Source organism: Sulfitobacter sp. DSM 110093, from assembly GCF_022788715.1.
Taxonomy (GTDB): domain Bacteria; phylum Pseudomonadota; class Alphaproteobacteria; order Rhodobacterales; family Rhodobacteraceae; genus Sulfitobacter.
Genome location: NZ_CP085167.1, coordinates 1,951,123 through 1,972,031, shown reverse-complemented (window position 1 = coordinate 1,972,031; position 20,909 = coordinate 1,951,123). Strand labels below are relative to the sequence as shown.

Below are 20,909 nucleotides of genomic sequence, written 5' to 3'. Positions count from 1 at the left end.
TCTGCTTTCCCACACCTAACACGCGAGGAGCACCGTGATGGCAAACCCCCTTTATGACACCCTGTTTGGCCGTCACGCTGGCAAGACGACAGCCTTTCTCCATCTCGAAGGGGGGGTGACGCTGACCCATGCGGGATTTCTGGGCCGTGCCGCGCGTTTCGCCCATGGGCTGACCGGGCTGGGGCTGAAACCCGGTGACCGACTGGCGGTGCAGATCGACAAATCCGCCGATGCGCTTGCGCTCTATGCCGCTTGCGTGCAGTCGGGGGTCATCTTTTTGCCGCTCAACACTGCCTATACCGCAGACGAAGTGCGCTATTTCGTGACCGACAGCGGGGCGGCGGCATTTGTCTGCCAGCCCGCACGCCGCAATGAGATGGCCCCGGTGGCCAAGGCCGCAGGCTGTCAGCTTGAGACCTTGGGCACGGAGAACGATGGCAGCTTTGCGGATCGCGCGACTTCGGCTTCCGACAAGTTCGAGACCGTCGCGCGGGCGGCGGATGACCTTGCGGCCTTCCTCTATACCTCCGGCACCACGGGGCGCTCTAAGGGCGCGATGCTGACGCAGGCGAACCTTTTGTCGAACGCGCAGACGCTGGTTGATCTGTGGCGTTTCACCAGCGCGGACGTGCTGCTGCATGCGCTGCCGATCTTTCATACCCATGGGCTGTTCGTGGCGACGAATGTGACGCTGGTGGCAGGGGGCGCGATGATCTTCATGCCCAAGCTCGACATCGACCGGCTGATCGACGAGATGCCCCACGCCACCGTGATGATGGGCGTGCCGACCTTTTATACCCGGCTTTTGGATGACGCGCGCTTTACCAATGAGACGGCAGCGAACATGCGGCTGTTCATTTCGGGGTCGGCACCGCTTTTGGCGGAAACCCATGTGGATTTTGAGGAACGCAGCGGCCACCGTATCCTTGAACGCTACGGCATGACCGAAACGAATATGAACACCTCTAACCCCTATGAAGGGGAGCGCCGCGCGGGCACTGTTGGCCTGCCGCTGCCGGATGTGGAGTTAAAGATAACCGACCCCAAGACCGGCGAAATCCTCCCGGACGGAGAGATCGGCAGCATCGAAGTGCGCGGCCCGAATGTGTTCAAGGGTTATTGGCAGATGCCCGAAAAGACCGCGCAAGAATTGCGCGAAGACGGGTTCTTTATCACTGGCGATCTGGGGCGGCGCGATGCGGATGGGTACGTCACCATCGTGGGGCGCGACAAGGACCTGATCATTTCGGGCGGCTACAACATTTACCCAAAGGAAGTCGAACTGCTGCTCGATGACCAACCCGGCGTGCTGGAAAGCGCGGTGATCGGCGTGCCGCATCCCGATTTTGGGGAGACTGTGGTGGCGGTATTGGTGGCGCGCCGGGGCGCGGAACTGGACCTTGAGCAGATCGCCGGGGATATGTCCGCATCGCTGGCCAAATTCAAACAGCCGCGTAAGCTGATTGTGCTGCCGGAACTGCCACGCAATACGATGGGCAAGGTGCAAAAGAACGTGCTGCGCGAAACCTACCGGGACTTGTTTCAACCGGGATAGGGGTGCCCGAGGGCCATTCTAGCGGGCATAGGGGCGGCGGTAACGCCATCTCGCGGGGCAGGACTGCGGTGTAACCTGCGACAATCTGGCGTTTAATGGCCGGTTTCGCTTGAGGTGCCGGGAAAATTTCTACAGAACGTGGTGACCTTTCAGTCCGCCAGATCAGGAGTTCGCGTGTCCCTCTTCCTTATCGTTGCCTTGCCTTTCCTTGGTGCATTGTTACCCGGACTTATGAATTCCGCAGGGCGTCAAGCCTGCGCCGGAGTGACCTTTATGGTCACACTCGTGGCGCTGGTGGGGTTGCTGACGCATCTGCCTGCCGTGCTGGCGGGCGAATTGGTCACCGCGCGGGTTGACTGGATCCCGCAGCTTGGCCTGAACCTGACTTTGATGCTGGACAGTCTGGGCTTTTTCTTTGCCTGTCTGATCCTTGGCATCGGCCTGCTCATCATCGCCTATGCGCGGTCCTACCTGTCGCGCGATGATCATATGGGTGAGTTTTTCACCTACCTTCTGCTGTTCCAAGGCGCGATGGTCGGTATCGTTCTAAGCGATAACGTGCTGATCCTGCTGATCTTCTGGGAGCTGACCTCGCTGTCGTCCTTCCTGCTGATCGGCTATTGGAAACACCTGCCCGAAGGCCGTCAAGGCGCACGCATGGCGTTGACCGTGACGGGCATGGGCGGGCTGGCGATGATTGGTGGCATGCTCCTGCTGGGCCAGATCGTCGGCAGCTATGACCTGAGCGTAATCCTCGACAACCGCGAGATGATCCAAGCCTCGCCGCTCTATCTGCCCGCGCTGATCCTGATCCTGCTGGGCTGTTTCACCAAATCCGCGCAGTTCCCGTTCCACTTCTGGTTGCCCCACGCCATGGCAGCACCAACGCCGGTCTCGGCCTATCTGCACTCCGCCACAATGGTGAAGGCGGGGATTTTCCTGATGGCGCGGATGTGGCCGGTGCTCTCGGGCACGCCCGAATGGTTCGTCATCGTCACCACGGCGGGTCTGATCACCATGGTGCTGGGCGCGGTGATTGCGTTGTTCAAACATGATCTCAAGGCGCTGCTGGCGTTTTCTACCGTCAGCCACCTTGGTCTGATCACCATGCTTTTGGGCACCGGGACGGCCTTTGGCGCGATGGCGGCGGTGTTTCACATTCTGAACCACGCAACCTTTAAGGCGGCGCTCTTTATGTCGGCGGGGATCGTGGATCACGCGGTGCATACCCGTGATATCCGGCGTTTGGGCGGGCTACGGCATCTGATGCCTGTGACCTTTGTCATCGCCACGCTGGCGGCGCTGTCGATGGCGGGGATTCCGCTGCTCAACGGCTTCCTGTCGAAAGAGATGATGCTGGAAGAGACCCTGCACACGACGCTCTTTGACATGCCGTGGCTGGTGCCGGGGCTTGCGACCTTTGGCGCGCTTTTCTCGGCGGCCTATAGCTTCCGCCTGATCGGCCATACCTTCCTGGGCAAAGAGCGTGACGACTATCCCGACCATCCGCATGATCCCAAGCCCGGCCTCTGGTTGCCGCCTGCGCTGTTGATCATTCCCGTGGTGGTGATCGGCCTTGCACCTTTCCTCGCCGAGCCTTTCGTGAAGCTGGTGACGGCTTCGGTCCTCGGCGGCGCGGCCGAGATTCCCTCGGCGCATTTCAAAATCTGGCACGGGCTGGGTCCGGCGCTTTATATGTCGATCATCGCCGTTGTTGGTGGCCTGATCCTGCTGGCGCTCTTCACCCCACTTCTGCGTGTTTGGGATGCCACGCCCCGGCCCGAGGCCAAGTCGATCTTTGACCGCATCATCACGGCCTTTGTCGGTCTATCTCAGGCGATCTCGCTGCGTCTGCACAACGGGGCCTTCTCGCGCTATGCCGCTATTATGGCGGTGACCGTTGTTGTGGTGGGCTATTACGCTTGGGCCACCGGCACCGTCGGGGCCGCGACCCGTGCGTTGCAGCCAACCAACGCGGTGCAGATCGCGGGCTGGCTGATGCTGGTGGCGGCGGCCTGTGGGCTTGTCTTCCTGCACCGCAACCGCCTGTTGTCGCTGATCCTGATCGGCATCGTCGGGCTGATCGTCTCGGCCGGTTTCGTCTTTTTCAGCGCGCCTGACTTGGCAATGACCCAGCTGACGGTTGAGGTGGTCACGATCATCCTGCTGCTGCTGGCGCTGAACTTCCTGCCCAACCGCACACCGATTGAAAGCAGCGTGCTGCGCCGGTCGCGCGACGTTGTGGTTTCCCTCGCGGCGGGGGCGGCGACCATGGCGCTGTCTTACCACTATCTGCTGCGCGACACTGTCGCGCCGAGCATCTCTGAATTCCACCTCGCCAACGCCTACAAGGGCGGCGGCGGCACGAATGTGGTGAACGTGATCCTCGTCGATTTCCGTGGATTTGATACCTATGGCGAGATCATTGTGCTGGGCATCGCTGCCCTGCTGATCTACGCGCTGACCGAAACGCTGCTCTCGGGCCCGGTGCGGGCGCGGCTGCTCAACCGCAAACCAGACCAGCCGCGGGCAGGGGACCGTCACCCAATGATGATGGTGGTTATGACCCGCGTGATCATGCCGGTGGTGCTGCTGGTCGGCTTCTACATCTTCCTGCGCGGCCATAACGAGCCGGGCGGCGGGTTTATCGCGGGGCTGATCGTGTCGATCGCGGTGGTGATGCAGTATATGGCCAGCGGCTTTGCCTGGGCTTCGGCGCGGTTGCGCTATCCCTATCACGGGATCATCGGCACCGGTGTGTTGATCGCGGGGCTGACGGGCATTGGCTCGTGGTTCTTTAACAAACCCTTCCTGACCTCGGATTTTACCTATGTGCGCATCCCGCCTTTCTACAAATTTGAATTGGCCACGGCGGCGCTCTTTGACCTTGGGGTGTTCCTTGCGGTCGTTGGTGCGGTGATGCTGACGCTGGAAAGCTTCTCGCGGCTTGCGCGCCGTGCCCATGTGCCTGAGGCGGATCATCCGATGGACATTGACCCATCGCGCGAAGACAACACCAAGGCGGAGGCATAAAATGGAACTTCTCGTCGCTTCTGCCATTGGCATCCTGACGGCCTCTGGCCTGTATTTGGTGCTGCGTTTGCGGACTTTCCCCGTGATCATGGGCACCTCGCTGCTGACCTATGCGGTGAACGTGTTTCTCTTTGCATCGGGCCGTCTGACCGTAGGCGCGCCGCCGATCCTGACCGATGCTGCGCGCTACACCGATCCGCTGCCGCAGGCCTTGGTGCTGACGGCCATCGTTATTTCATTCGGCATGACCGCTGTGGTCGTCATGATCGCACTTGGTGCGTATTTGGGGGGCAATGACGATCACGTTGACGATCCCAGCACCGAGGCGGAGGAGCGCACATGACCCATTGGCTAATCCTTCCTATCGTGCTGCCCGCCTTTCTGGCACCGTTCATCGTGTTGGCGGCGCGGTATCACATCACCATCCAGCGGGTACTGTCGCTGTTTGGGGCGCTGGCGCTGGTCGTCGTCGGGCTTGGCCTGTCGGTCGAGGCATCTGACGGCACGGTTATGCTTTATCAACTCAGCGATTGGGCAGCACCCTTTGGCATCGTGCTGGTGGGCGACCGCCTGTCGACGCTGATGGTCACGCTGACTGCGGTGCTGGCGCTGTTTGTCCTGCTTTATGTCATCGGGTCGAAATGGGACGAACGCGGGCGGCATTTCCATGCGCTGTTTCAGTTCCAGTTGATGGGCATCATGGGTGCCTTCCTAACGGGCGACCTTTTCAACCTCTTCGTCTTTTTCGAAGTGCTGCTGATCGCCTCCTACGGGTTGATGATCCACGCTGGCGGCACGCCGCGTCTGCGGGCGGGGGTGCAATATGTGCTCTATAACCTGCTGGGCTCGACGTTGTTCCTTTTCGCGCTTGGGGCCATCTATGCCGAGACGGGGACGCTCAACATGGCCGATCTGGCGCAGCGGGTGGCCCTGATCGACGCAGGTGCGACCGTGGGTATCCGCATCGCAGCGGTGCTGCTCTTGATGGTCTTCGCGGTCAAAGCCGCCGTGGTGCCGCTGCATTTCTGGCTGCCTTCGAGCTATGCCGAAGCGCCCGGCCCGGTGGCTGCGCTTTTCGCGATCATGACCAAGGTCGGCGCCTATGCGATCATCCGCGTCTACACGCTGATCTTCCCGCCTGACCTTGCCGCCACGGCGGATCTGCATACCACATGGTTGCTGCCCGCCGCGTTGCTGTCGCTGGCGCTTGGCATGATCGGCGTGCTGGCGGCCAAGCAGTTGGACCGTATGGTGGCCTTTTCGGTGATCGGGTCGATGGGCATGGTGATGATCTCGATCGCGCTATTCACGCCCGAAGGGATTGCCGCGGCGCTTTATTATATCGTGCATTCGACGCTGGCCGCTGGCGCGCTGTTCCTGATTGCCGATCTGGCGCGGGCGGGGCGCGATAACCTTGATCTGACCGCGCAGCCGCAGGTGGCGGGGGCCAAGCTGACCTCGGCCCTGTTCTTTGTCGCGGCCATTGCCATGGTCGGAGTGCCGCCGCTTTCGGGCTTTGTCGGTAAACTGCTGATCATGGACGCCGCCACGCAAAGCGGGCTTTGGGTCTGGATCTGGGCCGTGATCTTGGGCGCGAGCCTTCTGAGCCTTGTAGGCTTTGGCCGCGCGGGCAGCGTCGTCTTTTGGAAGTCCCGTAGCGTCGCGCCCGAAGAGGGGGCCACCCCAGCCGAGGCGCCATCGGCGCTGAGCTATGTCGCGGTGGGAGGCCTGCTGGCGCTGCTGGTCGCGCATACGCTGTTGGCGGGCCCGGCCACGCAATATGCCACGGCGATCTCAAATCAATTGTTCGGCCCAGAGCGTTACCTGACCACCGTGTTGGAGACCCCCGGCAAGCTGTCGGACGGCAAAGAGGAGGCCCATTGACATGATGCGACCTATCCGTTGGCTTTTGCCGCATCCGTTCCTGACCCTGCTGCTGATTGTCGTCTGGATTCTGCTGCAAAATGAATTCAGCGCTGGCATGGCGGTCTTTGGCCTGATCCTTGGAATTGTGATCCCGGTTCTTACCGCGCGTTGGTGGACCGACCGGCCCCACCGCATCCGCCCGATGCGCATGATCGCTTATGTAGCGCTGGTTCTGTGGGACATCATCATCGCCAATATCCAAGTGGCTTGGATCATCTTGACCAAATCCAACGCCAGCATGTCGCCCGCTTGGGTTGTTGTGCCGCTTGACCTGAAAGAGCCGGAAGCCATCAGCATCCTTGCAGGGACCATCACACTGACCCCCGGCACCGTGTCGGCGGATCTGTCAGACAACGGCCGCTACCTGCTGGTACACGCGCTTGACGCCACCGACCCCGATGCGGTGCGCGATGACATCAAAGACCGCTATGAACGCCGCTTGAAGGAGATCTTCGTATGACCCAAGCAAGTGATTTTCTGACCCTCACGCTCTACGGTGCGCTGACGCTGGTCGCCATCGCGCAGTTCATGGCGATGATCCGACTGTGGATCGGTCCCGGCACCGGGGACCGTATTCTGGCGCTGGATACGATGTTCATCAACGCCATCGGCATCATCGTTTTGCTGGGCATCCTGCAAGGCACGCAGATCTATTTTGAGGCGGCGCTGATCATCGCCATGCTCGGCTTCGTGTCGACCGTGGCCTATGCCCGTTTCGTTCTGCGCGGAGATATCATCGAATGAGCCTCGACATCATCGCCACCTATGCCGTCGCTGTGCTGCTGATTATTGGCAGTTTCTTTGTCGTCGTCGCCGGGATCGGGCTGCTCAAGCTGAACGACCCGATGACCCGGCTACACGCGCCAACCAAGGCTGCCACATTGGGCATCGGCGCCTATCTATTGGCAGCAATGGTCAGTTCCTTCCTGTCGGGATCGGGGTCGCTGCACGAGTTGCTGATCATGGCCTTTATCTTTGTCACCGCGCCCGTTTCGGCCAATTTCATGGCCAAGGCGAATATCCACCGTCGGGACTGCCTGCCCAATCCGCCTGAATTGCCGGATGGGGATACTTGGGCCACGCTCAACGTGCCAGAAGAAGACCGGGAAATCGAAGAAACTCCGCCCAACGCTTGAGCCCGAGCGGCAAGGGGCAAATTCATTTCAAAATGTTACGATGGTGGAAACCTTTTCCTGCCAGCATAGGTTAATGAGCGGCGTCGCCCAACCGAAGCTGACCGAAAGGAGCCCGCCAAATGCGTCTAACTGCGATCCTGCTAATGCTGACCCTGCCTCTTGCGGCAGCGGCCCAAGACCGTGTGGCGATGGTGATCGGTATGGCCGCCTATGAAGGCGCTGCGGTACCCGACGGACCGCGCGAGGATGCCGCCGCCCTGACTGCCGCGCTTGAGGGACAAGGATTTGATGTTACCACGCTGATTGATGCTGAAAGCGAGGCGCTTAAAAAAGCGCTTTCTGATTTCGCCTTCCAGGCGGAAACGGCGGATATCGCCGTGATCTATTATGCAGGTCGCCGGATCGCCTCGGGCGGGGAAAGTTTTCTGCTTCCAATTGGTGCGCCGATGGCTCCGGCCTCTGCGCTTCGGGGCGAGGGGGTGGCCCTGCCAGCGCTGCTGCGCGCGGTGGGTAAGGCGCGCCAGATACGGCTCGTGGTGCTCGACAACTGCCATGCAGCCCCGCTTCAGTCGACATCGTCGCTGCCCCCGCCAGAGCCGCGCCAAGGCACGTTGGTCATCACATCCGGCGAGGTTGGGTACTGCGATGACAGCGGTCAAAGCCCGAGCATTTTCGCGGCCACATTGGCCGACGCATTGTCAGAGCCAGAGGTAGAGATAGGCACCATGTTGGACCGATTCCGCGCCGATCTGCGCAGCCAAAGCGGTGGCAAGCTTTCTGTGCGACGCTTTGGACGGCTGAACCCCATCCCGACCTTTATCGGCAGGAGCGAGCGGGCAGACGGATCAAACGGGCCGCGCCCCGCATGGTCGAGCCTGAGTGATGACCAAGCCGCAGATTTGGCGAGTTTGGCACAGCGGGGGGATACCCGATCTCAGCTTGGACTGGCTGGGATCCTGAGCGATAAGGACGATCGGCGGTATGACCCGCAAACCGCTGCGGAACTCCTTCAACAGGCCGTGGCAACCGGATCGCCCGAGGCGCGGTTTCAACTGGCGCAGCTTTACGAACAGGGTCTGGGCGTTGCACAGGATCAGAGGCGTGCCCTACAGCTTTACCAAGCAGCGGCCGAACGGGGGCATGCTGCTGCTCTGAACGATTTGGGCTTCATTCATCTACAGGGCGCATTGGGGCAGCAGGCCAATTCCGAACTGGCGCTGGATTATTTCCGCCGCGCAGCCGATAGGCGGCACCCGGCGGCCATGTTCAACTTTGCCGCGATGATCGACGATGGCAAAGTGTCTGGACGTGGGGCGGCGGATGCGGCGCTTTACCTCTATCGCGCGCTGCGGGCGGGGGATGGAACGCTGCTTGGATTAATGCAGGAAGAGCCGAACCTGTTCGACAGCGATACCCGCAAAGCTTTGCAGCGCAAGCTTTCGGATTTCGGGTTCTATGAGGGTGCGATCGACGGGCTATATGGTGCCGGAACCCAGGCCGCAATCCGTGCGGCCTTTGGCTTGGCTTTAGAGGGGCCACAGAAATAAGTTCCTGAAACCATTGCAGAAACACAAGAGGATGACCCGGCAGAAGCGCTTGTGTCAGACACTGCCAAATCTGAGGGGACGCCGCCCCAAGAGCGCGCCACCTCAGGCGAAGCCCCCCCTGAAATAGATGCCGAGCCTGAGCCGGGTGCGGACCAAAATGTCACCCCGGTTCTGCGCCCCAAAATAGCCACGCGGGAGTGAGCTTTGAATCATGTAGTATTGCTTTTTGCCCTCCAGTAAGTTGGCAAAATTAATCCGGTTGCAATATCGTGGCCGATGGCTTTTGATTGGCGCATCAGTCAATAAAAACTTCTCTGGGGAGAACACCAATGAAAAAACTGCTTATGACATCCGCTCTGGCGACGGTCGCCGCGACCTCGCTGGCTGCTGCTGAATGCAACGAAGTCACCTTCTCCGACGTGGGTTGGACCGATATCACAGCGACCACCGCCGCCGCCTCTGTCGTGCTGGACGCGCTTGGCTATGATACCGAGACCAAGATCCTCGCCGTGCCGGTGACCTACACCTCCATGGCCTCGGGTGACATCGACGTGTTTCTGGGCAACTGGATGCCCACCATGGAAGGCGACATTGCGAAATACCGCGAAGAAGGCAGCGTCGACACCGTGCGCGCCAACCTTGAAGGCGCGAAATACACGCTGGCCGTGAACAAAGCCGCCGCCGACATGGGCATCAAGACATTCGCCGACATCGCCGCCAACGCGGATGCGCTGGAAGGTGAAATCTATGGCATCGAGCCCGGCAATGACGGCAACCGCCTGATCCAGTCGATGATCGACGAGAATGCATTTGAGCTGGGCGAGTTCGAAGTCGTTGAATCCTCCGAGCAGGGGATGCTGGCCCAAGTGCAGCGTGCCACCCGCAAGGAAGAGCCCGTTGTCTTTCTCGGTTGGGAACCGCACCCGATGAACGCCAACTTCGATCTGACCTATCTGGAGGGCGGCGATGACTACTTCGGCCCCGATCTGGGTGGTGCGACGGTCTATACCAACACCCGCGCCGGTTTTGTTGATGAATGCCCGAACCTTGGTAAATTCCTGAACAACCTCGAGTTTACGCTTGAGATGGAGAATGAGATCATGGGCGCGATCCTTGATGACGGCGAAAAGCCGGAAGAGGCGGCCGCCGCTTGGATCAAAGCGAACTCCGACGTGCTCAGCACTTGGCTGGACGGTGTGACCACCGTCGACGGTGGCGACGCGATGGAAGCTGTCGCTTCGCTGAAGTGATCATCGCGATATGATGGAAAAGACCCGCCCCAAAGCGATGGGGCGGGTCATTCTCATGCGCAATTCTCCAATCCTGAAGGACTGACATGGACTGGCTGACAGAAAACAAGATCCCCGTGGCCGATGTGGCCGAAGACGCGCTGGATTGGCTGCAATCAAACGGGGCGTGGTTCTTTGACGGGCTGTCGGACCTGATGGAACGGCTGATCGACGCGATCCTCTGGGTGCTGCAAACCCCGCATCCGCTGATCCTGATCGCCGTCTTCGCCGCGATCACTTGGGGCATCCAGCGCAATTGGAAGACCGTGGCCTTTGTTGTGCTGGGCTTCCTGTTTATTCTTAACCAAGACTACTGGGAAGAAACGATGGAGAGCCTGACGCTGGTTCTCTCGGCCTGTGTGGTCTGTATGGGTGTGGGTGTGCCGATTGGCATCGCCGTGGCGCATCGGCCCCGGCTTTATGCTTGGGTGGCCCCCGTGCTTGATCTCATGCAGACGTTGCCAACCTTCGTCTATCTGATCCCTGCGATTGTCTTTTTCGGCATCGGTATGGTGCCGGGTCTGATTGCCACGGTGATCTTTGTTCTGCCCGCGCCGATCCGGCTGACGCAATTGGGCATCTCTTCGACCCCCAAGGCGCTGCTTGAGGCCGCGCAGGCGTTTGGTGCCAAACCGCGCCAGACCCTTTGGAAAATTGAACTGCCCTATGCGCTGCCGCAGATCATGACGGGTCTGAACCAGACCATCATGCTGTCGCTGTCGATGGTGGTGATCGCCGCACTTGTCGGGGCAGATGGCTTGGGCGTGCCGGTGGTGCGTGCCTTGAACCAAGTGAACACAGGCTTGGGATTTGAATCCGGGTTGGTGATCGTCGTCGTGGCGATCATGCTCGACCGTATCCTGCGGGTGGGACGGAAATGAATAAAGCAGTAGAATTCGACAACGTATCCATCGTCTTTGGCGACAAGCCTGAAAAGGCTCTGCCGCTGATGGACGAAGGCCAGAGCCGCGCCGAGATTGAATCGGCGACCGGGCAGGTGCTGGGCGTGCATGATTGCTCGCTCACCGTCGAGAATGGCGAGATCCTTGTGCTGATGGGGCTTTCGGGCTCGGGCAAATCGACGCTTTTGCGTGCGGTGAATGGGCTCAACCCAATGGTGCGCGGCACGGTGCATGTGCATGATGAGAACTGGTCTTGCGACATCCACGCCAGCAATGCCGCCGAGCTGCGCCGCGTGCGCCGTGAATGCGTGTCGATGGTGTTTCAGCAGTTCGGCCTGCTGCCATGGCGCACGGTGCGCGACAATGTGGCGCTTGGGTTGGAACTGTCGAATGTCCCCAAGGCCGAGCGGCTGGAACGGGCAGAGCGGCAGTTAAAATTGGTGAGCCTCAGCGATTGGGCCGACCGCAAGGTGGGCGAGCTTTCGGGCGGGATGCAGCAGCGTGTGGGTCTTGCCCGCGCCTTTGCCACGGAAGCGCCGATCCTGCTGATGGACGAGCCATTCTCGGCGCTTGACCCGTTGATCCGTACGCGGTTGCAAGATGAGCTGTTGGATCTGCAACGTGAGCTGAACCGCACAATCATCTTCGTGAGCCACGATCTTGACGAAGCCTTCAAGCTGGGCGGGCGCATTGCCATTATGGAAGGGGGACGCATCGTGCAGATCGGCACCCCGCGCGAGATTTTCTCGAACCCTGCATCGGACTATGTGGCGGAGTTCGTGGCCAATATGAACCCGTTGGAAGTTCTGACCGCGCGCGACGTGATGGGCGCGGATGACGGTGCTGCCACCCAAGGCGAAACCACAGCCGAGACACCGGTGCGCGAATTGATGGACCGTCTGCGTGGGGCCGATGCCGCGATTGCCGTCATGGAAGACGGCGCACAGATCGGGACGGTCACCGCGCATAGTATCGTGGACCGTCTCAAAGCCTAGGCTTTGGTCTGAGTTGAACGCAAAAAGGCGCCGCTCAGATTGGCTGGGCGGCGCCTTTTTCTATTGAAAGCGGTGGTTATGTGGCCGCTGCGGTGCCCAAGGTCTTTAGGATCGGACAATCGGGTCGATCATCCCCGGCGCAGTCGCGGACCAGCGTGCTCAGCGTGTCGCGCATGTCTTGCAGGCCGCTGATCTTGGCCTCGATCTGCGCCAGATGCTCTTTGGCAATCACGCGCACGTCGGCACTTGCGCGGTTCTTATCCTCCCATAGCGCCAGCAGATTGCGGCAATCGTCAATGCTGAACCCCAAGGTTCTGGCACGGCCCAGAAAGGCCAGCTTGTGCATCTCACTTTCGCGAAAGGCGCGGTAGCCGTTGGCGTCCCGCAGCGGTTTGACCAGCCCGATATCTTCGTAATAGCGGATGGTTTTCGGCGGCAGGCCCGTATGTTGTGAGACTTCTCCGATGTTCATAATGCGCTCCTATTCTGCCGCCACGGGGGCGGCGGCCCGTGGTTCTTTTTCTGAGGTTGCGTTTTCGGCCAAGGGGGCGGCAATCCAGCGCAGGCGCAGGGCATTGCTGAGGACGAAAACGCTCGACAGGGCCATCGCTCCGGCGGCCAGAGCGGGCGACAAAAGCCAGCCGGTCAGCGGATAGAATGCACCCGCGGCGACCGGGATCAGCAGCACGTTGTAGCCAAAGGCCCAAAAGAGGTTCTGCCGGATATTCGCCATGCTGCGCTGGCTCACGTCGATGGCATTGACCACGCCGCGCAGGTCGCCCGACATCAGCACCACATCTGCGGCCTCAATCGCCACGTCGGTGCCGGTGCCGATGGCAAGCCCCACATCGGCCTGCGCCAAGGCGGGTGCGTCGTTGATGCCGTCACCGACGAAGGCGATGCGGTTGCCGCCCTCTCTCAACTTGTCGATTGCGGCCACTTTGCCGTCTGGCAGCACTTCGGCGACGACCCGATCAATGCCCAGTTGCGCTGCGATAGCATCTGCGGTGCCCCGGTTGTCACCAGTAATCATCGCTACATCAAGACCAAGGTCGTGCAGCCCCGCGATGGCTTCTGGCGTGCCGGGTTTAATCGGGTCGGCCACGGCGATCACAGCGGCGAGTTTCCCGTCCAAAGCGGCATAGAGCGGGGTTTTCCCGGCCTTTGCCATCTCTGACGCGATCCGCCCGGTGTCGCCCAAACCAATCCCGTCGCGGATCATCAGGCGGTCCGCACCCAAGGTAACCTTACGGCCCAGCACCGTCGCGCTGACGCCAAAACCGGTGTGGGATTGGAAATCGCTAACGTTGCTTGGCAAGGTGCCCGTGGCCTTTGCCCGGCGCACGATGGCTTGGGCGATGGGGTGTTCCGAGCGGGCCTCGACCGCGCCGATCAGGGGCAGCACCTCATCTTCGGTCAGGTCGTCCATCAGCACCAGATCGGTGAGTTCGGGCTTGCCCTTGGTCAGCGTGCCGGTCTTGTCCAGCGCTACGGTCTTGACGCTTTGCAGGCTTTGCAGCGCATCGCCCTGACGGAAGAGCACGCCCGATTGCGCCGCGCGTCCGGTGCCCACCATGATGGAGGTCGGTGTGGCCAGACCCATCGCACAGGGGCAGGCGATGATCAGCACCGCCACCGCCGCCACTAAGGCGTGGCTGAGCGAGGGGCCGAAGGCGAGCCAGACCCCAAAGGTCACCAGCGCGACGGCGATCACGGCGGGAACGAACCACAGGGTGATGCGATTGACCAAGTCCTGAATGGGCAATTTTGCGCCCTGCGCCTCTTTGACCATGCGGATGATCTGCGCCAGCATCGTGTCGCCGCCGACTTTGGTCGCACGAAACGTAAGGCTGCCGGTGCCATTGACCGTGCCGCCGACAACCTCTGTGCCCATGGCTTTCTCAACCGGGACAGGCTCGCCCGTGATCATGCTTTCATCGACGTAGGATTGGCCCGCAACAACAACGCCGTCGGTGGCGATCTTTTCGCCGGGACGCAGGTGGATGATGTCGCCCGCAATGATCTCATCAATGGGCAGCTCAATGACCGTGCCGTCCCGTTCGACCCTTGCGCTGCTGGCGCGCAGGCCCATCAGTTTGGCAATCGCCGCCCCGGTGCGCCCCTTGGCGCGGGCCTCAAGAGTGCGGCCCAGCAAGATCAACGTCACAATTACTGCCGCGGCTTCAAAATAGACCACGCGGCTGCCTTCCGGTAGCAGTCCCGGCGCAAAAAGGGCGGTCACCGAAAAGAGCCACGCTGCGCCTGAGCCGAGCGCCACCAGCGAATTCATATCCGGCGCGCCTTTTAGCAAGGCGGGCAGACCCTTGCTATAGAAATGTCGCCCGGGCCAAGCCAGAACGAGGGTGGTGAGGGCAAATTGAAGGAACCAACTTGTCGCCATCCCGATGCTTTCAGCGATCCAAATGTGGAACGCCGGGATCAGGTGGCCGCCCATTTCAAGCAAAAGGACGGGTAGGGTTAATAAGGCTGCCAGTACGGTCATTTGTCTGAGGTGCGTCGCCTCTGCTTCCTTTCGGGCTGCCGCATCGGGGCTGCCTGCATCTTGCGTGTCGGCGGCTGCGGGATAGCCCGCCTGCGCCGCTGCATCATGCAGGGTGGACAGCAGATTGGCGTTCGCCAAAACCTCAATTTGGGCCTCTTCGCTCGCAAGGTTGACGGAGGCCGAGATCACGCTCGGCACCGCCAAAAGCGCAGGTTCCACACGGCCCACGCAGGACGCGCAGGTCATATTGGACAGCCTCAAACGATGCGTAGCCGTGCGGGCCGGGTAACCCGCCTGTCTCAATGCAGCCGCGACTTTTGCCGCATCGAACCCCGGCGCCGTCGCGATCCGCACAGTTTCCGCCGTGAGGTTCACCCGCACATCGCGCACCCCATTAACCGTGTTCAGCGCCTTTTCCACCCGTCCAACACAGGACGCGCAACTCATGTTTTGCACGCCAAAAGTGAGTGTTTCTGCCTTGTCCATCTCTGGCCCTCTTTTCTTCATTAACCCTGATATGGGGGTTCCAGTTGCTGGAGGGTCAAGGCCTTAGCTTGAAAAAGATAGCGGGGGGCAGAGAGGATGGAGAATCATGGTGTATGATCTGCTGAAAATCACAAGAACTGCGCCAAGCCATGCAATATTTGGGAGAAAACAACCTATTCTTCTGAATGAGCGCCGCGCCCATCACGCCGCCGCTATGGCCTGAAGCATATCTTAATACCTTCCTGCGCAACTGATCCCAACTCGCTTTGTCGGTAGGTTGTTTCAAAGGTAGTGGGCACAGAAATGCATTCTAAGTTTCATCTGATTGTTCTGTTTTTGACGCGCATTCTACAGTGTGTGGCCGTCAGTCTCCGCTGGTGCGCTGTAAAGGCGCCCCTGCTGCGTTTGATCTTTGCCACGCTTTTGTCGCTCTTGCCGCTTTCGCTGGCGACACGGGCCGCGCTTGCGCAGCAATTGATCCTTAACCCTGTTGGTTTGCCCGCCGTGGTTGGCGCCGGTGTTGGGGAGCGTGCATTGTGGTCCAACGCGGGCACTGTCGGCAGTGTGGCTGTCGATATCGTGGCCGAGATGGCCTTCGCGGGCCGGGACCATGTATTCACCACCGGCAACGGCCAGATCCAGGTTACCTCAACTGGGCAAGATCCACATTTTATGGATTTTTACCTCTATGAGGCGGGCACCCATAACATCGCGACCAATTCCGGCGGCGTGCCAGTGGTGGCCGATGTTTTCTTTCAGATTAATGACATCGACGGGCCAGTGAACGAACAGGTCTATGTGAATGTCTGCGAAGGCTCGGTCGAATTCGTCAGGGTTGACCGAAGCGCAACCACCTATCGCGGCTATATCGAAGGGCCGGATGCGAACCTTGGGACGGAGGTTTTCTACCTCGCCGGAGATCGCCCTTACAGCAACCAACCGGTGTCCGGGCTTGAGATTTTCTACCCGCAGGCCTCCACTTTCAACTTTGGCCGTACCGCGAACAATGGCTTCCTCGTGCTGCTTTCCAATCCAACCTATGATGAGGCGCAGACCTATGACCTTCAATGCGGCGACTTCAAAGCGCCGCTGTTGCAGGACGATCTAAAAGAGCAGGTCTTGGGGGAGCCGGTCGTGGTGAACATCTTGTTCAACGACAGTGTCGCGACCGAAAACAACAATGCCCCTGCCAATAATTCCGGCGAGCCGAGTGAATACGCCAAGCAGGCCATTGATCTGATTCCTCCGACCGGTGCGCTGAATATCGTGACCGATTCCCAAGGGCACCGCGTTGGATTTGAGGTGCTGGGCGAAGGGACATGGAGCTATGAGGACCTAACCGGAGAGCTGACCTTTACCCCCTTCGCGGCCTTCTTTGCGGCGCCGACGCCGATAAATTACCGCTACCAATCGCCCATCGTCTTACCCAGCGAACCGCAGGCCTATTCCGCCCCTGCGGAAGTCTCGATTGATGTGGGGTCTCTCGGTCTGCTAAAGTTGGCGCAATTGGTGGATCTAAACTTGAACGGCTATGCCGATGCAGGCGAAACGATTGCTTATGTCTTTACGGCTGAGAACTTTGGCAATGTCGATCTGACCAATGTGCAACTGCAAGAGACGCAGTTCAGCGGCAAAGGGGTACAGCCCGTCATCACCTTTCAGGCCGCGACATCCTTGTCCCCCGAAGGCACGCTCTTGGTTGGGGAAAGGGCCGTCTATACCGCGACCTATACGCTGGTGCCCGAAGATCTAGACACCACGATTACAAACCAAGCAGAGGTGACAGCCCAGACGCCGGGTGGAACAAATGTGTCTGATCTGTCAGACTCGGAAAATCCCGGCGATGGGTATGGCACCCCCTCAAACGGCCCAGGTGAAGGGCGCGATGATCCGACGACGATCTACGCTGGCTCTGGTCCTGACCGGGGCGACGCACCGATCACCTATGGCGACCCCCAACATGCCGACACCGCGCAATATTGGATTGGCGCGCTCAATGGTGATGGGGACGGTTCGCCGCAGCACTCCATTGATGGGACCGGCGATGATCTAGACGGCTCAGACGACGAAAGCGAAGAGGCATTTCCTCAGCTTTACGGGGATTTGACCCGCACGGTGACCGTGGCCGTGAATGAGCCTACGCCCGGCAATGGATATCTTCAGGCATTCGTCGATTTTGGCGGGGATGGCATCTTCGTTGGCGATCAGGTTGCGACCAATATCCAAGATGGCGGCCCTCAGGACCTTGACGGAGCGGTAAATGGTCAGATTTCCTTCCCAGTAAGCGTTCCGGTGACGGCCGTGCTGACGCCGACATTCGTCCGCTTGCGGTGGTCTTCGGCGATTGGGTTGGATGCCATCATTGCTGCCCCGGATGGGGAAGTCGAAGACTATGGCATTACCATCAAGACACCGCCTGACGCCGACCGTGGCGATGCCCCGGCGAGCTATGGCGATCCGCAGCACATCATTGAAGGCCCCGGCGCGCCAGAAATATATCTGGGAACCAATCCGCCGGATATTGATCTGCTGCCGCAAAACTCGGTTGGGGCCACGGGCGATGATGTTAATGGGTCGGATGACGAAGACGGGGTGGTTCTGCCGCAGTTCTATCGTGGCGGGCTGGCGGAGATTACAGTTACTGTCAGCGATTTAAGCGCCGCAGCGAGATCGTCTTATTTACAAGCATTCATCGATTTCAACGGGGATGGCACCTTTGCCCAAGCCGGGGAACAGGTGGCCCTAAATCTGCAAGATGGCGATTTGCTTGATAAGGATGGCTCAACCAATGGGTCGATCCTTTTCGAGGTGGCGGTGCCTGCCAATGCCACGACCTTGCCAACCTATGCCCGTTTCCGCTGGTCAACAGACAGTACGGGGCTTGTTACCGCCTTTGAGGGGGAGGTGGAAGACTATCAACTTATCATTTCCAACGATCCGCCGCCTTTGACCTGCGACGCATCACTTTACGCGGTGGTCGATAGCCCTTCGGCCCTCGTGCGAATGACTTTTCGAGATAGCGGCGGCAGCTATTCAACAACCGTGGATTCCTCAGGCTCTATCGGGGCTAACCGGGATGGGGCATGGGGGTATAACGCGCTGGATGGCTATATCTATGGCGTGGATCAGGGCACCCGTAGGCTCTACCGGATCGACGGTGCGGGTAACATCACCAACTTCGGCGATATTTTTGGCGCGAGTGCTGCGCGCAATGCGGGCGATATTCTGCCCAATGGTCGAATGATCTATGAAGCGGGCGCGACCACATGGCAGATCGTGGATTTGACCAATCCTGCCGCGCCTGTTGCCGTAGGGCAGATAAGTCTCAACATCAGCGTTAACCCGGACGACATCGCCTACAATCCCGTTGACGGCATCATGTATGGGATTGATCAAATCTCAGGCTTTCTGTTCCGTGCAGCGGTCAATAGCGGCGTTCCGAGTAATGTGACACCCCAAGCGATTGGACCGGCCATCTATGCTGGCGTATTCGATGCGCTCTGGTTTGACGGCGACGGTAGGCTTTATGGCGACTCGAACACCACCAACGACCTTTTCGTCATTTCCACAACCACGGGTGCGGCCCAACTAATCTCAACCGTCGCCTTTGACGAAGGCGGGCGCAGCGATGGCATCTCTTGCCGGGGGCCAGCACCAATCCCTTTGGGCGGGATTTCGGGCAATATCTATGAGGACGCAGATGCCTCTGATGTGAGGGACAATGGCGAGACCAATCTCGGGGCGGGCGTGGGCATTTCGATCTATGACGATAACGGCACGCCGGCCAATACCGCAGATGATGTGTTTCTTGTCACGACCGACACGGCGGCCGATGGGACTTATGCGGTGGGCGATCTTCTGGTCAGCACCACCTACCGCGTGGCGCTTGATGAGGCTGACCCTGATCTGCCTTCCGGGGCGACAATCGGCACGTCTAATCCACTGATCGGGGTGGGGGTTTCAGGCAATAGCGTCACCACTGACCAAGACTTCGGATTTGACCCGGCGGGCAGTGACCTTGAACTTAGCAAGGTCGCCGCTGCAACCGGCACCACGACGCCGATCACCAACGTATCAGAAGGCGACACGATTGACTGGATCATCACAATCACCAATGTCAGCGGTGGCTCACCTTCCGGTGTGAAAGTAATTGACCAGATTCCCAGCGGATTTGCCTATGTCTCTGACGATGCGCCGTCGACTGGGGATACGTATGATCCCGACACCGGATTGTGGTTTGTGGATGAATTGCTCAGCGGAGCCAGTGAAACCCTCACCATCACGACCACCGTGCTTGGCGACGGTGATTTCACCAATCAGGCCGAAATCATCTATAGTTCTCTGCCGGACCCGGACAGTGATCCAACCACCGGGCCGTTGACCGACGACCTTTTCGACCAACTGCCTGATGATGACGAAGCATCTTATTCCGTGAACCTCGTCACCGGAGAGCGGATCATGTCGGGCCGTGTCTTTATCGACAATGGGGCAGGCGGCGGCACCGCGCATGATGCTTTGCTGAACGGCAGCGAAGGCGGGGTGTCATCGGCGGTTTTGGAAATTCTAGACAGCGGTGGCGCGGTGCTGGCGACACCCGGCGTGGCGACGGACGGTACATGGAACTATGGTCTTTCAGGCGCCTACAGTGGGGAAATCACGATCCGCGCAATTCCGGCCAATGACTACCGCGCGATATCTGAGGCAACGACCGATCTGCCCGATCTTGTGAATACCAACCCGCATGATGGTGAATTCACTTTTACACCCGAAGCCTTTGGCAATCGCATGGGGTTGGACATTGGACTTCTGAAATTGCCCAGCTTGACGAATGACCGGACAACGACCGTCGCACAGGGCCAAGTGGCAACCTTACCGCATATCTATACCGCCACGTCTGAAGGGCAGGTGACATTCTCCTATGCAGGTGCCACTTCGACACCGACCGGTGCCTTTAGCGCGGCGCTCTATCAAGACGTCGGTTGTGACGACAGTCTGGATGGGCCAATCACCGGCCCCATCGCAGTCACCACCGGGCAAACCATATGCATCGTATCGCGTGTTTCTGCAGGCTCGGGCGCTGGGCAGGGCAGCACCTATGTCTATCAGGTTCTGGCGGCGACGGCGTTCGCCCGCACCACGGTGACAAGTTCCGCCAGCAATACCGATGAAATCTCTGTCGGGGGGCAGTCCACACAGATCGACCTGCGCAAAACGGTCGAGAATGAGACCCAAGGGACGGTCGAAGGCACCACCAACCTTGGCGGTGTCAATGATATCCTGCTCTACCGGATTTATCTGCGCAACAATGCGACCACGCGGGCGTCGAACGTAAAGATCTATGACATGACCCCGCCCTATACGAGCCTGTCTGAACCCATTGTCGACCCGCAGCAGGTTTCGCCCAACCTGAATTGCAATCTGGTGCGTCCTGCGAGCAATGTAGCAAGCTATGCGGGCGCGATTGAATGGAATTGCACAGGTGAGATGTTACCCGGTGAAACCGGCGCGGTGCAGTTCCGGGTTGGGATACAGTAGAT

The 20,909-nt window shown here is 59.7% G+C and carries 14 protein-coding genes; 12 read left to right on the top strand and 2 right to left on the bottom strand.

Going from position 1 to position 20,909, the window contains the following annotated elements:
- The first annotated feature begins 37 nt into the window (after positions 1–37).
- The 11 genes from DSM110093_RS09630 (at position 38) to choV (ending at position 12,383) form a co-directional block, all read left to right on the top strand.
- On the top strand, positions 38–1,555 hold the full coding sequence (locus DSM110093_RS09630) for a malonyl-CoA synthase (protein WP_243264835.1): 1,518 nt from the start codon (positions 38–40) through the stop codon (positions 1,553–1,555).
- A 174-nt stretch (positions 1,556–1,729) separates the two neighbouring features.
- Positions 1,730–4,588 (top strand): monovalent cation/H+ antiporter subunit A, encoded by a 2,859-nt coding sequence (locus tag DSM110093_RS09625; protein WP_243264834.1) that lies wholly within the window; start codon positions 1,730–1,732, stop codon positions 4,586–4,588.
- Between the two features lies 1 nt (position 4,589).
- Positions 4,590–4,931 carry a Na+/H+ antiporter subunit C gene (locus DSM110093_RS09620; RefSeq protein WP_243260843.1) on the top strand — a complete coding sequence of 114 codons (342 nt, stop codon included), beginning with the start codon at positions 4,590–4,592 and terminating at the stop codon, positions 4,929–4,931.
- Positions 4,928–6,472, top strand: a complete 1,545-nt coding sequence (locus tag DSM110093_RS09615) for a monovalent cation/H+ antiporter subunit D (protein WP_243264833.1) — start codon at positions 4,928–4,930, stop codon at positions 6,470–6,472. The genes DSM110093_RS09620 and DSM110093_RS09615 overlap by 4 nt, the downstream gene beginning before the upstream one ends.
- A 1-nt stretch (position 6,473) precedes the next feature.
- Entirely contained in the window at positions 6,474–6,974 is a 501-nt protein-coding gene (locus tag DSM110093_RS09610) for a Na+/H+ antiporter subunit E (protein WP_243264832.1), read from the top strand.
- A complete protein-coding gene (locus tag DSM110093_RS09605) occupies positions 6,971–7,258 on the top strand; it encodes a K+/H+ antiporter subunit F (protein WP_093925894.1) in 288 nt (95 codons plus the stop codon). Before DSM110093_RS09610 ends, DSM110093_RS09605 begins: the two co-directional genes overlap by 4 nt.
- Positions 7,255–7,650, top strand: coding sequence for a Na+/H+ antiporter subunit G (locus tag DSM110093_RS09600; protein ID WP_243264831.1), 396 nt, complete (start codon positions 7,255–7,257; stop codon positions 7,648–7,650). The genes DSM110093_RS09605 and DSM110093_RS09600 overlap by 4 nt, the downstream gene beginning before the upstream one ends.
- 119 nt (positions 7,651–7,769) lie before the next feature.
- Entirely contained in the window at positions 7,770–9,197 is a 1,428-nt protein-coding gene (locus tag DSM110093_RS09595) for a caspase family protein (protein ID WP_243264830.1), read from the top strand.
- A gap of 329 nt (positions 9,198–9,526) precedes the next feature.
- Complete coding sequence (locus tag DSM110093_RS09590) at positions 9,527–10,447, top strand: choline ABC transporter substrate-binding protein (RefSeq protein ID WP_243264829.1); 921 nt, start codon at positions 9,527–9,529, stop codon at positions 10,445–10,447.
- Between the two features lie 86 nt (positions 10,448–10,533).
- Positions 10,534–11,367, top strand: a complete 834-nt coding sequence (gene choW / locus DSM110093_RS09585; protein ID WP_243264828.1) for a choline ABC transporter permease subunit — start codon at positions 10,534–10,536, stop codon at positions 11,365–11,367.
- The gene (gene choV / locus DSM110093_RS09580; RefSeq protein WP_243264827.1) at positions 11,364–12,383 is read left to right on the top strand and encodes a choline ABC transporter ATP-binding protein; all 1,020 of its coding nucleotides are present in this window, start codon (positions 11,364–11,366) and stop codon (positions 12,381–12,383) included. The genes choW and choV overlap by 4 nt, the downstream gene beginning before the upstream one ends.
- Positions 12,384–12,459: 76 nt before the next feature.
- Here choV and cueR read toward each other — a convergent pair whose 3' ends face one another.
- A complete protein-coding gene (gene cueR / locus DSM110093_RS09575) occupies positions 12,460–12,855 on the bottom strand; it encodes a Cu(I)-responsive transcriptional regulator (RefSeq protein ID WP_243264826.1) in 396 nt (131 codons plus the stop codon).
- Between the two features lie 9 nt (positions 12,856–12,864).
- The gene (locus tag DSM110093_RS09570; RefSeq protein ID WP_243264825.1) at positions 12,865–15,372 is read right to left on the bottom strand and encodes a heavy metal translocating P-type ATPase; all 2,508 of its coding nucleotides are present in this window, start codon (positions 15,370–15,372) and stop codon (positions 12,865–12,867) included.
- Between the two features lie 303 nt (positions 15,373–15,675).
- Between DSM110093_RS09570 and DSM110093_RS09565 the strand changes: the two genes are divergently transcribed.
- Positions 15,676–20,907 carry a DUF11 domain-containing protein gene (locus tag DSM110093_RS09565; protein ID WP_243264824.1) on the top strand — a complete coding sequence of 1,744 codons (5,232 nt, stop codon included), beginning with the start codon at positions 15,676–15,678 and terminating at the stop codon, positions 20,905–20,907.
- Positions 20,908–20,909 lie beyond the last annotated feature (2 nt).

What these genes read in the sequence shown, in the direction of transcription:
- DSM110093_RS09630 (WP_243264835.1), top strand. Translation starts at nt 38, where the DNA reads ATGGCAAACCCCCTTTATGACACCCTGTTTGGCCGTCACGCTGGCAAG.
- DSM110093_RS09620 (WP_243260843.1), top strand. Translation starts at nt 4,590, where the DNA reads ATGGAACTTCTCGTCGCTTCTGCCATTGGCATCCTGACGGCCTCTGGC.
- DSM110093_RS09615 (WP_243264833.1), top strand. Translation starts at nt 4,928, where the DNA reads ATGACCCATTGGCTAATCCTTCCTATCGTGCTGCCCGCCTTTCTGGCA.
- DSM110093_RS09610 (WP_243264832.1), top strand. Translation starts at nt 6,474, where the DNA reads ATGATGCGACCTATCCGTTGGCTTTTGCCGCATCCGTTCCTGACCCTG.
- DSM110093_RS09605 (WP_093925894.1), top strand. Translation starts at nt 6,971, where the DNA reads ATGACCCAAGCAAGTGATTTTCTGACCCTCACGCTCTACGGTGCGCTG.
- DSM110093_RS09600 (WP_243264831.1), top strand. Translation starts at nt 7,255, where the DNA reads ATGAGCCTCGACATCATCGCCACCTATGCCGTCGCTGTGCTGCTGATT.
- DSM110093_RS09595 (WP_243264830.1), top strand. Translation starts at nt 7,770, where the DNA reads ATGCGTCTAACTGCGATCCTGCTAATGCTGACCCTGCCTCTTGCGGCA.
- DSM110093_RS09590 (WP_243264829.1), top strand. Translation starts at nt 9,527, where the DNA reads ATGAAAAAACTGCTTATGACATCCGCTCTGGCGACGGTCGCCGCGACC.
- choW (WP_243264828.1), top strand. Translation starts at nt 10,534, where the DNA reads ATGGACTGGCTGACAGAAAACAAGATCCCCGTGGCCGATGTGGCCGAA.
- choV (WP_243264827.1), top strand. Translation starts at nt 11,364, where the DNA reads ATGAATAAAGCAGTAGAATTCGACAACGTATCCATCGTCTTTGGCGAC.
- cueR (WP_243264826.1), bottom strand. Translation starts at nt 12,855, where the DNA reads ATGAACATCGGAGAAGTCTCACAACATACGGGCCTGCCGCCGAAAACC.
- DSM110093_RS09570 (WP_243264825.1), bottom strand. Translation starts at nt 15,372, where the DNA reads ATGGACAAGGCAGAAACACTCACTTTTGGCGTGCAAAACATGAGTTGC.
- DSM110093_RS09565 (WP_243264824.1), top strand. Translation starts at nt 15,676, where the DNA reads ATGCATTCTAAGTTTCATCTGATTGTTCTGTTTTTGACGCGCATTCTA.